The organism is Nocardia sp. NPDC004711, assembly GCF_053601595.1.
On the sequence record NZ_JBSGCB010000046.1, the window covers coordinates 1 to 12,913 of the forward strand.

The following is a 12,913-nucleotide window of genomic DNA, read 5'->3' on the forward strand; positions in this document are numbered from 1 at the left end:
ATGACGAACAGTCCGGGCACGAGCAGCCAGGTGTCCACATCGGTGGTGGCGGTCGTGGCAGCACCGAGTACCGCGAGGATGCCGGCAGCCCCGAGGAGCGCGCCGGCCAGGACCGTGTAACGGCCGAATTACACGGTGAGGCGTCCGATCAGCGGGGCGGCGGCCGGTCCTCAGAGCGAGAACGCGACAGTTACGACAACCGGCCCGCAAGGCTGAATAGTGCTGGCCGTCTTGAAGCCACACGACGAAAACGAGCAGGAAACCACTGAACGCGGCAAAGGCGATCAACTCAATCAGTTTCTCCACGACGTGCCGATCAACGTCATTCGAGCGCCAGGCCATCGCCGTGTCCAAGGGCAACCACGTGGCGCGACGCCCGCCCGCGGCGATCAGCAGCGGTATCTTGCGTGCCGGCGTGGGCAGCAACCCCAGGTATCGACAACCAAGGTTGTCGTGGATCCGAGTTGGGTTGTGGGCAGCGAAAGAAGCCCAAGGACGACAACTTTAGTTGTCGCTAGTCGATCGAAGCGACGAGGGGCTCACCCATCGGCCAGCGCTTGCGCGCGGCTTGACGACTGATGCCCAGCGATCGGCCCAGGTCACCGTAGGAGGCACCGGCCGCGAGGGCGGCGCGGGCGCGTTCGTCCACCTGCGCGGCGGCACGGCGTAGCTCCGACTCGGCGCGGGCCAGCTCCTCAAGCGCCGAGCACGACTCCGGATTCTCCGCGGGCATTCCCTCGGTGACCAGCGGGCGAAGGCAGGGGCCGAGCAGCTCGACGAGCCGTTCGGCCGGCGCGTCGGCGACTCCGGGGATGTCGACCATGTACCGGGCGACCAGCACGCCCAGCACCAGCGTGCCGATCAGCACCGAGCGCAGTTCCGCGTCCTGTCCCGCCAGCACGCGCGTCCACGGACTGGTCTCGGGATTCACGATCGCACACCGCACGGCATGCGCCGCCTCGGGATGGGTCAGCATCGACCGCAGCACCGGCATAGTGCGGTCCTCCTTGCGATCGACATCGGCGAGCGCATGGCGGATCAGGCGTTCACCAAGCTCCTCGGGCGGGCCCTCGAGGGCTTCGTCGAGAGTTTCCGCAATGCCCGCGACCGCGTCATAGAGCGTCTTCTTGTTGCCGAAATGCTGCATGACCAGGGCTGGATCGACGCCGGCATGCTGGGCGATGCCCCGGATGGTGGTCTCGACATAGCCACGCTCGGCGAACAACGCACGCGCGGCATCGAGAATCTGCCGCCGTGTCTGCAGCCGTCGCTCGACCCGACTGCCCGCACCGGCACCGGTCGACTCGGGTACCTCGTCCGGGACCTGCGCAATAGTGCCCGATTCCTGTGTTGTCACGACAACCTCGCTCAACAAGTGTAGACGGATTACCGCCGTGGCCTTAGACTGACTCGAGCATACAAGCGTAGAGCAGAGCGCAGCGCCGCCACCTCACCTGTCATCGAACTCCGCGAACGGACATCTGCATGACCAGCCCAGAAACGCAGTCCGAGCCCACCGCTCAAGCACCACAGCCGGCCCAGGCCCCCTCGCCCGAACACCGCAGCGCCGCAGTCGATTCCAGACGAAGACTGGCCATCACCCTCGGCGTCATCGTGACCTGCCAGCTGATGGTGTCCGTCGACAGCAACGTCGTCAACATCGCCCTGCCCGAAATCCAGTCCGGACTCGGCATGTCCGCACAAGCACTGGCCTGGGTGTTCAGCGCCTACTCGCTCGCCTACGGCGGCCTGCTGCTGTTGGGAGGGCGCGCCAGTGACATCCTCGGCCGCCGCTGCATGTTCGTCTGGGGCCTGTCGCTGGTCGTGATCGCCTCAATCCTCGGCGGCATCGCACCCAACCAGGGTCTGCTCATCGCAGCCCGCGCGCTGCAGGGCGTCGGGTTCGCCTTCGCCGGACCTGCCGCACTCTCACTGATCGCGGCAACCTTCGCCGAAGGGCCACACCGCACCCGCGCCCTGGGCGTGTTCTCGATGGTCACCGGTTTCGGCATCACCCTCGGTTTGATCCTCGGCGGGGTGCTCACCACGCTCAGCTGGCGGCTGGTGTTCTTCATCAACGTGCCCATCGGCATCGTGACCGTCGTGCTCGCCCAGCTCTATCTCACCGAAACCGACAAGCACCCAGGCAGATTCGACCTTCTCGGCGCCATCGTCTCCACCGGAGGCATGGTCGGGATCGTCTACGGTCTCACCCGCGCCTCGACCGCCGGATGGGGCGACGCGCTGGCCTGGACCGCATTCGCGGGCGGGCTGATTCTCCTCGCGATCTTCGTGTTCATCGAACGTCACGCCGAACAGCCGATCGTGCCGCTGCGCCTGCTGGGCCAGCGTGTGCGCGCCGGCGCCTACCTGTCGTTCGTGCTGCTCATGGTGTCGATGGGCGGCACCTACATCCTGCTGTCGCTGTATGTGCAGAACGCACTCGCATTCAGCTCCTGGCAAGCGGGTTTGGCGTTTCTTCCCATGGCGGTGGTGCAGTTCTTCACCGCCCGGCGCGCACCGAAACTGATCGCGCGTTTCAGGCGCAAGCCCGTCCTGGTGACCGGGGTGACTCTGATGGGCCTGGAAGCACTGTGGCTGACCACCACGACCGCGTCGAGCACCTACCTCACCGGTATCCTCGGACCGTTCATCCTGCTCGGCGCCGGACTCAGCCTGGCCTTCGTGACGTTGAACATCACCGTCCTGGGCGGACTGCAACCGCGCGACATGGGTGCCGCGTCCGGACTGCTGCAAGCGACACAGCAGATCGGATTGTCGCTGGGCGTCGCCATTCTCACCACGATCTACCAGTCCAGCCAGCACAGCCGTCACGGCCATGAGGCCCTGGCCCACGGACTGTCGACCGCCGTCATCGCCGCCGTGGTGGCGTGCGCGATCGCGCTGCTGGTGAGCGTGTCTGTGATGCACAAACAGCCAGCAACAGCCTGAGATCCGCCGATGGGGCCGGGCCGCTCCCACAGTCGCCTATGAGAGCGGCCCGGCCGCGCCGGCGACTGATGAGATCATCGACATCGGATGTGAGCCAGAATGATCAGGCCGCGCCCCGTTGACCCAACCCGAACTCGGAGAGCAGTCCGGCCTCGGACAGATGCGCCGCCAGATCATCGCAGCCTTTGACCTTGAGCTTGCGATAGACATAAATCGGTGCTGCTCGACCGTACTCGCGGTGATGTAAAGCTCGGTGGCGATCTCACGGTTGGTCCGCCCACCTGCGGCCAGCACCGCCACCCGGCATTCGGTGGCACTGAGCAACTCGTGGGTCTCCGGTGCGGCGGCCACCAGCTCCGGATCGCCGAGCACACCACCACCGAAGTTCAAGCGGTCCAGCAACGACGCCAAACCGTGCTCCTCGGCGAGGCCGGTGGCCCGCGCGGCGCTCGCACGAGCACGACGGGTTCTCCCAGCAGCAAATGGGTCTCGCTCAGATCCGCCAGCGCGTAGGCCAATTCCGCACGATCGGCCGATTCCTCGAGCACCTCGACCGCCCGCACCAGCACATCGCGTAGGCGCAGCGGATTGGATTCTGTTGCCGCACCGGCCCTCAGCGCGTTCCCGTGGGTGCGCGGAAAACACTGCTGGGTGCCTGCCAGCTGCTCGGCCGGCCAACGCGGCCGCCTGGCGGCGATGCCCCAACCGCAGCAGCACCTCGACCGTCTCGGCGCGCCAGGGAATGAAGCTGGGCTGATCGATCCCCCACTCACAGAGCAGTCGCCCGCATTTCTGCAGGTCATCGAGTAGAGCGCAGGCGATCGGCAGCCAGCAAACGCAGGCCCAGCGGGTACAGGTACTGCGCACCGTAGATCGTGTCGTACATCGCGTCGGGCATCTCGACCAGGCAACTGTCGGCAGTCTGCCAATCGCCGAGCTCGGTGGCGGCCAGCACCACGTTCAACAACACATAACCCACCCCGATGCCCCACGCCGAACGCGGTAGCAACCCCAGCGCCGCGAGCCCCTCGCGCCGAGCCGCAGTCATATCGCCACGGCGCAAGGTGACATCCGCGCGCGGCTGTGAAAACGGCTTGCCTTCCTCACCGTCACCGCCACCACCGACCCAAGCCCCACACGAGCTGGGAAACATCACAGTCGCCGACATCCGCCGTCTCCTGGCGATCGTCCGGCGCCCCGCCCGCACCTACGCCCTGGCCGCTTGTCGATGGCGACGACAACACCAAAGCTATGTCAGAACACTCCGCTACCAGCGAAAACGAATACAGCGCAACAAAATACAACTGTCGTGCTCGTACTGCAACGGCACTCGGCTGAGCGTGTACTGGTAGATATGATGTGTGGTGTTGGATCATGTTGTGGCCGAGTTGGATTCGTTGATTTAGAAATACTGGCCCACGAACAGCGCGTCGCCGAAAGCCACGAAGATCGCGACCATATTGAGCGCGGTGCGGAAGCTGCCAGTCGGAACAGGCGCAGATCCAGCATCGGCTCGGATGTAGTGAGTTGTCGCCGAACGAAAGCGCGCCGATCGCGATCCCCGCCCTCAGTGCCGACGGCCGCGCCGGGGCCGTCCCGGGCGGCCTTCTTCATGCCGAAGACCACCAGCAGCACGGCGGTCATGCACAGTCCGGCGCTGAGGAGGTCCAGGCACCCGGCATCGCAGAACTCGGGCAGGACGCGCGGGGCGAGAACGATCGGCAACACCCTGACCGGCGCGGCGAGCAGGAACAGTATGTGAAGTACAGCGACCTGCTCGTCGCTGCAGTGGCCATAGTGCTGGCGGCGCAGGCGTGTGCGATACGGAATACCCGACCCGATCGGCATCTACTACTTCAGCCGCGAAGTCTCCCCGGTGCGGCCGTATCTGCCGCGTACCCTGGTATCGGCGGCGGGTGATCGCGTCGACCACGCTGGCCGCGGCTGGGGGCGCTGTATGAATGCTGGCCGCTGTTCGGTTCGTACCCGCTGCCCCCCAGCGGTGGGCTCGCTTGCGGTGTTCGCGGTGTTCGCGGCACAGCTGGGGTCAGCCGGAATCGCCGCCGGCGTGACCGCTGTGGTCTACGTGTGCTCCCTGCCGTTGTCGGCCATGCCCTCAGCGCGCCGCATCTACCCACCACCGCCCTGCAATCGACCATCGACACCGCGGACTGGTCGGGCGGAGGCGCGGCGAAATCACTACTGGCATTGCTGATCCTGACCGCTCTGGCCCTCGCGGCGGCGTTGACCGCACCGATCCGCACGATTACGGCCGCTGCGAAGCGGCACGGCGCTTGGACAGCAGGTACAGGCCGACCCAGGACACGACCACGCAGATCACCACTAGGACGCGCACTACTTCGGCGTGGTCTCCGTAGCGTCGCATCGAGAATGAGGCCATTCTCGTCGCCGACATTCGCCAGCAAGCTGCGGTTACGGGTGAAGTCGTCGAAGGCCGCCAGCACGCTGTCGGGATCCCCAGCGGTCGAGTGGGCGAGCACATAGTCGCAGGCCGCTGCCTCGCGCCCGTCGCCCACCCGCCCCGGTTCGCACGAAAGTCTGCTGGCCCAGCACGAATCGGAGCACCGGCCACCGCAGGAACGACATCCGATCGCGCAATGTCTCCGTCAGGGATCGACCACCCATGACCTTCGCCCGTTCTCGTCGTGGGGATGGGCGTCGATTATGGCGCGGTCCGGACCTGGGGTGGGGTGATCAGTCGCGTTCGGCGAGGAATAGGGCATAGCGGGTGCGGGGATCAGTCCAGACGCGGGTGACGGTGAATCCGGCGCTGGCCAGCTCGGCACCGAGGGACTCCGGGCGGAACTTGGCGGAGATCTCGGTGCGCAGATGCTCAGCGCGGGCGAAGTGCACGGTCAGATCGAGATCGCGGACGTCGACCCGCATGTCCCGGGTGGCCTGCAGACGCATCTCTATCCATTGGGATTCCGGGTCCCACACGGCGACGTGGGCGAAGTCGGTGGGCACGAAGTCGGCGTGCAGGCGATAGTTGAGGACCCGCAGGACGTTCCGGTTGAATTCGGCCGTGACCCCGGCGTCGTCGTCGTAGGCCGGGACCAGGATGTCCGGGTCGGTCACCAGGCCCGCGCCCAGCAGCAGATGCTCTCCGGGATCGAGCATGTCGCGCAGGTCGCGCAGGAAGGTGGCGCGTTCAGCGGGAACGAGATTGCCGAGCGTGCCACCCAAGAAGGCGACCAGGCGACGGCCGCCGCCGGGCAGGGTGTGCAGGGTGTCGGTGAAGTCGCTGACCACGCCGTGCACGGACAGCAGCGGGAATTCGGCGGCCACCCGCGACGCCGCGGCCCGCAGGGCCCAGGACGAGACATCCTGGGGGACATATGCCTTCAGCGGTCCACCGGCCGCGAGCGCCGACAGCAACAGCCGTGTCTTGGCGGCCGAGCCCGCGCCCAGCTCCACCAGCACCTCGGCCCGCGCCTGCCGGGCGATCTCGTCGACTGCCTGCTCGAGCAGCGCCCACTCGGTGCGGGTGGGGAAGTACTCGGGCAGCTCGGTGATCCGCTCGAACAGTTCGCTGCCGCGGGCGTCGTAGAACCATTTGGGCGGCAGCCATTTCCGCTCCGCGGTGAGCCCGCGCAGGACGTCGGCGCGCAGCGCGGCGGTGAGGTCCGCGTCGGTCAGGTGGATGTCCAGCGTCGGCGTGGTCATGAGGATGCCCTTTCTGATTCGTGCGGTCGCAGGTCGCGGGCGAGCCGGAAGCCGGCGAAGATCTGGCGGCGGATGGGGTGATCCCAATTGCGGAAGGTGCTGCGGCAGGCCACCGCGTCGGTGCCGAAGCTGCTGCCGCGCAACACTCTGTAGTCGCCGCCGAAGAAGACCTCGGAGTATTCGCGGTACGGGAAGGCGCGGAAGCCCGGATACGGGGTGAAATCGGAGGCGGTCCATTCCCAGACGTCACCGATGAGCTGATGCACGCCGGAAGGGGAGGCGCCGGCGGGGTACGCGCCGGCCTCGGCCGGTTCCAGGTGGCGCTGGCCGAGATTGGCGGTGTACGGTCCGGGATCGGCGTCGCCCCATGGGTATCGGCGCGAACGTCCGGTCGCGGGATCGACGCGGACGGCCTTCTCCCATTCCGCCTCGGAGGGCAACCGCCGGCCCGCCCAGGTCGCGAAGGCCTCGGCCTCGAACCAGCACGAGTGCACCACAGGCTGCTCGGGGCGGACCCGCCGCATCACCCCGAAAACCCGCCGCCACCAGTCATTTCCATCGCGCTCCCAGAACTGCGGGGCGGTCCGGCCCGCGGTATTGCGATGCGTCCAGCCGCGAGCACTCCAGAGTTCGGGCCGCTCGTAGCCGCCGTCTGCGATGAATTCCCGGTAGCGGGCATTGGTGACCGGCGCGGCGTCGATAGCGAATCCGGGCACCTCGACTCGATGCGCGGGCCGCTCATTGTCGAGGGTCCACGGATCGGTGTCGGTCCCCATGGTGAATTCGCCCGCGGGAATGACCATCTCGCCGGTGACTGGGACGGAGGCGGTCGGGGCCGGCGGGGCGCCGAGCGCCGGTGCGCCCGCGCGGAGTTGATGGGTGGCCAGCATCGTCTCGTCGTGCTGCTGTTCGTGCTGGGCGATCATGCCGAAGGCGAAACCGCACTCCGCCAGCGGTGTTCCGTGCAGCGGGTGGGCCGCCAGCACGTCGAGCGCTTGGCCGCGCACCGTCTCGGTGTAGGCGCGGGCCGCGGTGGGACCGAGCAGCGGCAGGGCCGGCCGGTCGGCGCGGGCGTGGCGAAAGGCGTCGTAGAGCTGATCGATGTCGGTGCGGACCGCCGCGCGGCCGCCGACATCGCGTACCAGCCACAGTTCCTCCTGATCGCCGATGTGTGCCAGGTCCCAGACCAGCGGGCTCATCAGCGGTGAATGCTGCGCCACCAGCTCGGTTTCGGACACGCAGTCGGTGAGCGCGGCGGTGCGGTCGCGGGCCTGCCCCAGTGTGTCCGCGATGCGCTCCCGGAGCCGCTCGGATTCGGAACGGTCTGTTCCAGCCAGGCGTGAACCGCCGACCCGAGCGTCCACCACAGTCCCACCCTTGTCGTCCGCACGGTCGGCGTGCGGTGAACGGTCGGTCATCCGGCCGCGCGCACCGCGGTCCGGTGCGCGGTCGCGACCGCGCAATCGGGCATGCGCGCGTCCCGGCACCGCTGCACCGCACGGGCGAGGTCCCGGACTGCGGCCGGTGTCCGGGCGTGCGCTTCGGCGAGTGCCAGCAGATCCACGGCGGCGGCACGGATTTCGGGATCGGCCAGGCCCTCACGGGCGGCGACCTGCCACCGCTCGGCCACCCGCTCCGCCACGGCCGTCGCCTCGGCGATCACCCGCGGCGCGGACAGCAGCGCCTCGATGGTGTGCACCGGCACCCGCCAGTCCGGGCCGGGCTGGGCGTCGAGATAGCGGATCTCGAGGTGCCCGGCCGGACGCACCGGCGGGAACAAGGTGGTCAGGTGATAGTCGAGGTCATCGCGGTCCGGGCGGCGGCCCAGCTCGGAATCCAAGGCACCCGACAGCCAGTCGCCGAAGGTGGCCCCCTCCGGCGCGGTCCACTCGGCCTCGGCACCGGTGCGGCGCACGCACAACAGCGGTACCTGCAACGCCCAGCGCGCGTATCCGGAGATCGGATCATGCCAGTCCCGCACCGGCGGCCGGGTCCGGGTGTGGTCCAGACGCAGCCAGGCGCGCATGCGCTGAGACGCCCAGCTGCCGACCGGTGCGCTGCGCAGCGCCGGCGAGCACGCGAAGGCCGCCACCAGTGCCGGCCCAATGGTGTAGAGGGCCCGCCAGCGGGCGCCCACCTCCTCGGCGTCGGCCCCGGCATCCACGCTGATCTGGGTGGCGGCCGTACTGCACATCATGAGCTTGCCGAAAGGTCCGATACCGTCGAATACCCGCTCCATGGCGCGATAGCGCGGTGAGCAGAGCACTCGATCCGGTCGCCTTTTGGGGTCCGCGGCACCGGAAAGCCTGCGGATGGAACGAGTTTCGAGGAGGCCGTCGAGGAAGCGGACGTCCGCATCGAGCCGCTCGCACAGCTCGTCGGCGAATTCGAAAGGGGTGCTGGACAATTCGATCTGGCCGCCGGGCTCCACCGTGACGCGGCTACCGCCCGGTAGCGAAAGTGCCGGGGAGTCCGGTGCGATCGAGCGCGGCGCGTAGGGCCCGAGGGCGGCGGCCAGCACTGCCGCCGGGGGCCGCGGACCTGCCGCCCCGGTGGGGGCCGAGCGCGCGGCTTCGACCGTGAGCCATTCCAATTCGGCGCCGATCAAGGTGGGCGGCCCCTGCTTGAAGCACACGCCTCCGATGTAGGCCTCCGCAGCCGTGCGGGACGGAAGTTCCCACGCCGCAGCGGGATTCGCGTCCGGCCGGATGCCAGCGCCGGCGGTGTGGGCCAGATCCATCACGGTGTCACTCCATTCTCTCGGGGCGCGAGACCACCGCGCACGACCAGGTGAAGCCGACACCCGCGCTGAGCACCAGCGCGAATTCCCCCGGCGCCAGCAGGGATTCGCCGAGCAGATCGGCCAGCCCGGCGGCCAGATCGCCCGCGCCCAGATGCCCGGTGTCGTGGCCGAAGTCGACCAAGGTGGCTCGGGTCAGCTCCGATACCAGCGGGCGGTAGGCGGTTTCGAGGGTGTCGGCGTGGAAGCGCGGCAGCACGACCCGGGTCAGGCGCGGATCGTCGCCGGTGAGGTCCGCGTCCGCCAGCGCCGTCGCGATCACCTCGGTCACCTTCGCACGCTCGATGGCCGCGTAGTGATCGCGGGGCAGCCGGCGCAGGAAGGCCTTCTTCGTGGCGCGGATATCGATGGTGCCGCGCAGCCAGCGCGGAGCGGGGGAGGCCGGATCGTCGCCCCTGGTCATGGCCTCGAGTTCGGGGGCGGCGACGGTGGCCACGGTGTGCAGCCACAGCCGAGGCCGCGCCTCGGACTCGGTGGACAGCAGCACCGCGGTCCCGGCATCGCCATAGGCGACACCATAATCGCCGGTCCAGCGGCGGAATCCGGGCTCGGCGAAGCGATCACCTGTACCGACCAGGGCGCGCCGGCAGCGGGGATCGCCGCGCAGGTAGGCGGCGGCGGCCTGCACCGCGGCCGCGCCGCCGTTACACATCTGCTGAATGCCCAGCGGCAGCGCTGCCTCCGCACCGAGGCGGTCGGCCACATAGTGCGCCGGTGACCAGAAGTCGTGTCCCTGATAGTGACTCCACGCGTAGAACAGCAGCCCGAGATCCGCGCCGCCCCATCCGGCCCCGGCCAGCGCTTCCCGCCCGGCCAGCACCGCGAGCTCGGGACCCGACAGCGATTCCGACACCGCCAGCGCCGCGTAGCCCGGATCCGCCGGGCGCAGCGCCTGATCCACGTCGGCGGGCTGCTGGCGAACCGCGGGCAGCCAACAGGTCGCGGCCATCACCGCGACCGGCTCTCTGATGGGCATGCCTACTCCTGCCCGATGCGCAGAGTGCATTTCGCGGTCGCCAGCACCACATCGTCCACGCGCAGCTCCGCGCGGGTGCGGACCAATCCGTCGCAGATCGACGTGGCCTCGCCGTAGAGCGCCACCCACACCTCGGTCGGCACCGGCTGCCGGTACTCCACGGCAAGATCGGCAATGGCCAAGCCCGCCAAGGAGATTCCGGCGTCGGTCAGGAGCCGGTAGGCCGCCCAGCCCGCCACCTCCTCGAGCAGGGCCGCCACCACGCCGTTGTGCAGTCGGCCCGGCGCGCCGTGATACTGCGGATCGGCGTACCAGGCCGTCCCCACGCCCGGCCCCTCGGGCAGATAGCGCAGCAGCAGCCCGTCGGTGCGCGCCGGCCCGCACGCCCAGCAGGTCGATCCGGCCGCGATGGCATCGTTGAGCGTCTGTCCCTCGATCAGCTCCACAGCAGTCCCCCGTTCACTTCCAAGATGTGTGAATTCACATACGACGCATCGTCACTGGCCAGGAAGACCACCGACTTGCCCACCTCGTCGCCTGTCCCGCTGCGCCCGGACAGCAGCCGACCGGCGACCTGGTCCCACACCAGGTCGTTTTCCGACAAGCGCGCGCCGAGCCCGGTGTCGACGAAACCCGGTGCGACCGCGTTGACGGTGATGCCGTCCGCGGCCAGCTCGGCGGCACAGGACCGCACGAACATCTCGATCCCCGCCTTGGACGTGCAGTACGCGCTCGCGCCGGGTGAGACCCGGGTGGACAGCGCCGAGGAGATGGCGATGATCCGCCCACCGCCGCTTCCCTTCAGATACGGCACGGCCGCACGCACGCAATAGAAGGTGCCGATCAGATTGGTCTGGATCACCTCGGTCCAGCGCTCGGGAGCGATACTGGCAATCATGCCGTCATTGCTCATCCCGGCGTTGCACACCAGCACGTCCAGACGGCCGAAATGGCGCACCGTGGCCGCCATCAGATTCTCGACCGAGGCCAGGTCCCGCACATCGGTCGGCTCGAAATACACTCGGTCGCCGCCGAATTCGCGGATCCGCTCCAAGTCCCCGGCAGACCGGGACGCGCACACCACCTTCGCACCCTCGGCGAGCGCGGATTCGGCGATCGAGCGCCCCAGCCCGCGGGTGCCGCCAGTAACGATCACGACCTTCCCGCGTAGCCGCATCAGATAATCCCGACCATCGCCGTGACAGAGGGAACCGCGTCCCAGATCATCACGTCCGGGTCGCCGTTGCGCAGCAGGTTCGCCAGGCGCTGGCGCAGGATGATGTTGGTGCCATCGGAGTGCAGCCAGATCGAGGCGTCGCGCAGCAGCTTCTCGATGCCGTTCTCCTTCATCACACCGTGCCCGCCCCACAGCTCCATAGCGCGCCGCGCGGAGTCGAAGATGGCTTCGGAGGTAATGAGTTTCGGCGCCACCGCGAGCGCCGGATCGAAAGTCTCCGGCGTGCGGGCCTGCCAGGCGGCGCGCCAGATGTAGGTGCGGCTGACATCCACGTTGAGGTACATATCGGCCAGATAGGAGCCGACGGCCTGGTGCTCGATGATCGGAACTCCGCCCTGCACCCGCTCGCGGCACCAGCGCAGGGTACGGTCGAAACATTCGCGGCCCACACCCAGCGCGCACGAGGCGGCGTAGGAGTTGCTGGCGCGCAGCAGCCGGCCGACGCTGCGCAGGGCGGTGCCCGGCTCGCCGAGCACGTCCTCGTCGGGCACGAAGACGTTCTCGTAGAAGATCTCCGCGTTATTGGCGGTGCGCTCGCCGTTCTTGTCATGCACGCGGCCGACGCGGAAGCCCGCGGCGTCGCTGGGCACGACGAACGCGGTGACGCTCTCGGTCAGCGGGCCGTCCTTGTCTGTGCGGGCGAAGCACAGCACGGTGTCGGCGCGGTTGGCATTGGAGATGTAGTGCTTCATGCCGTTGATCCGGTACCCGCCCGCGACCTTCTCGGCGAAGGTCTGCATGCCGCCACCGCGGCCGGTGTAGGGCAGCAGGTTGTCCGAGCCGGCGCGCGGCTCGGTGAACGAGGCCGCGAACAGGCCGCACGGGTTGTCGGCATTGCGGGCGAGATGGTTCCTACGCTGGGAATCGGTGCCCAGCTCGTTGAGCATCTGCGCGAACTTCCAGTGCTGGGCCAGCACCACCGCTGTGCCCAGATCGGCGGCGGCGATCTCCTCCAGGATCATGCAGTTGGTGACGTAATCGGTATTCGCGCCGCCGAACTCGACCGGTAGCGGGGCCTGGCGCAGACCGTGCTCGTTGGCTGCCTCGACCAGCTTCCAGGACCACGCGAGCTCGGGATCGGAGTGGGCGTCCAGTTGCGCGGCGACCGGCCGCACGACGGTGTCGGCGAAGGAACGAGCCTTGGCGCGCCAGGTGATCATCTCATCGGTCAGCGTGAATTCCATTGTCTTTCATACCTTCTCGGTCGAGCGCTGATCGCGGCCGTGGCGGCCGCGATCGGGTGGAAAAGTCGGTGGGATCG

Annotated in this window: 12 protein-coding genes; 2 read left to right on the forward strand and 10 right to left on the reverse strand. The window is 68.3% G+C overall.

Translation table 11 applies throughout. The annotated features are described in order from the left end of the window. The coding region (locus ACWEKS_RS35680) for a hypothetical protein (protein ID WP_452344181.1) at positions 1 to 269 on the forward strand (269 nt) is incomplete at its 5' end. 245 nt (positions 270 to 514) lie between these two features. Here ACWEKS_RS35680 and ACWEKS_RS35685 read toward each other — a convergent pair. Further along, entirely contained in the window at positions 515 to 1,357 is an 843-nt protein-coding gene (locus ACWEKS_RS35685) for a TetR/AcrR family transcriptional regulator (protein WP_452344182.1), read from the reverse strand. 128 nt (positions 1,358 to 1,485) lie between these two features. Here ACWEKS_RS35685 and ACWEKS_RS35690 point away from each other — a divergent pair, with 128 nt between their 5' ends. Next, entirely contained in the window at positions 1,486 to 2,952 is a 1,467-nt protein-coding gene (locus ACWEKS_RS35690) for an MFS transporter (RefSeq protein ID WP_452344183.1), read from the forward strand. A gap of 36 nt (positions 2,953 to 2,988) precedes the next feature. On the opposite strand, the gene ACWEKS_RS35695 is transcribed toward ACWEKS_RS35690, so the two are convergent. The 9 genes from ACWEKS_RS35695 to ACWEKS_RS35735 form a co-directional block, all read right to left on the reverse strand. Beyond that, entirely contained in the window at positions 2,989 to 3,363 is a 375-nt protein-coding gene (locus ACWEKS_RS35695) for a LuxR C-terminal-related transcriptional regulator (RefSeq protein ID WP_452344184.1), read from the reverse strand. Between the two features lie 388 nt (positions 3,364 to 3,751). Continuing rightward, positions 3,752 to 4,000 carry a hypothetical protein gene (locus tag ACWEKS_RS35700; protein WP_452344185.1) on the reverse strand — a complete coding sequence of 83 codons (249 nt, stop codon included), beginning with the start codon at positions 3,998 to 4,000 and terminating at the stop codon, positions 3,752 to 3,754. A gap of 1,667 nt (positions 4,001 to 5,667) precedes the next feature. Then, the gene (egtD, locus tag ACWEKS_RS35705; protein ID WP_452344186.1) at positions 5,668 to 6,639 is read right to left on the reverse strand and encodes an L-histidine N(alpha)-methyltransferase; all 972 of its coding nucleotides are present in this window, start codon (positions 6,637 to 6,639) and stop codon (positions 5,668 to 5,670) included. Continuing rightward, complete coding sequence (egtB, locus tag ACWEKS_RS35710) at positions 6,636 to 8,057, reverse strand: ergothioneine biosynthesis protein EgtB (protein ID WP_452344187.1); 1,422 nt, start codon at positions 8,055 to 8,057, stop codon at positions 6,636 to 6,638. Before egtB ends, egtD begins: the two co-directional genes overlap by 4 nt. Then, entirely contained in the window at positions 8,054 to 9,379 is a 1,326-nt protein-coding gene (gene egtA, locus ACWEKS_RS35715) for an ergothioneine biosynthesis glutamate--cysteine ligase EgtA (protein WP_452344253.1), read from the reverse strand. The genes egtB and egtA overlap by 4 nt, the downstream gene beginning before the upstream one ends. 7 nt (positions 9,380 to 9,386) lie before the next feature. Continuing rightward, a complete protein-coding gene (locus ACWEKS_RS35720; RefSeq protein ID WP_452344188.1) occupies positions 9,387 to 10,415 on the reverse strand; it encodes a 3-oxoacyl-[acyl-carrier-protein] synthase III C-terminal domain-containing protein in 1,029 nt (342 codons plus the stop codon). 2 nt (positions 10,416 to 10,417) lie between these two features. Then, positions 10,418 to 10,861: a PaaI family thioesterase gene (locus tag ACWEKS_RS35725; protein ID WP_452344189.1), complete on the reverse strand. Its 444-nt coding sequence runs from the start codon at positions 10,859 to 10,861 to the stop codon at positions 10,418 to 10,420. After that, positions 10,852 to 11,592 carry an SDR family NAD(P)-dependent oxidoreductase gene (locus ACWEKS_RS35730; RefSeq protein ID WP_452344190.1) on the reverse strand — a complete coding sequence of 247 codons (741 nt, stop codon included), beginning with the start codon at positions 11,590 to 11,592 and terminating at the stop codon, positions 10,852 to 10,854. The genes ACWEKS_RS35725 and ACWEKS_RS35730 overlap by 10 nt, the downstream gene beginning before the upstream one ends. Beyond that, positions 11,592 to 12,836, reverse strand: a complete 1,245-nt coding sequence (locus tag ACWEKS_RS35735) for an acyl-CoA dehydrogenase family protein (protein ID WP_452344191.1) — start codon at positions 12,834 to 12,836, stop codon at positions 11,592 to 11,594. The genes ACWEKS_RS35730 and ACWEKS_RS35735 overlap by 1 nt, the downstream gene beginning before the upstream one ends. Between the last annotated feature and the right edge of the window lie 77 nt (positions 12,837 to 12,913).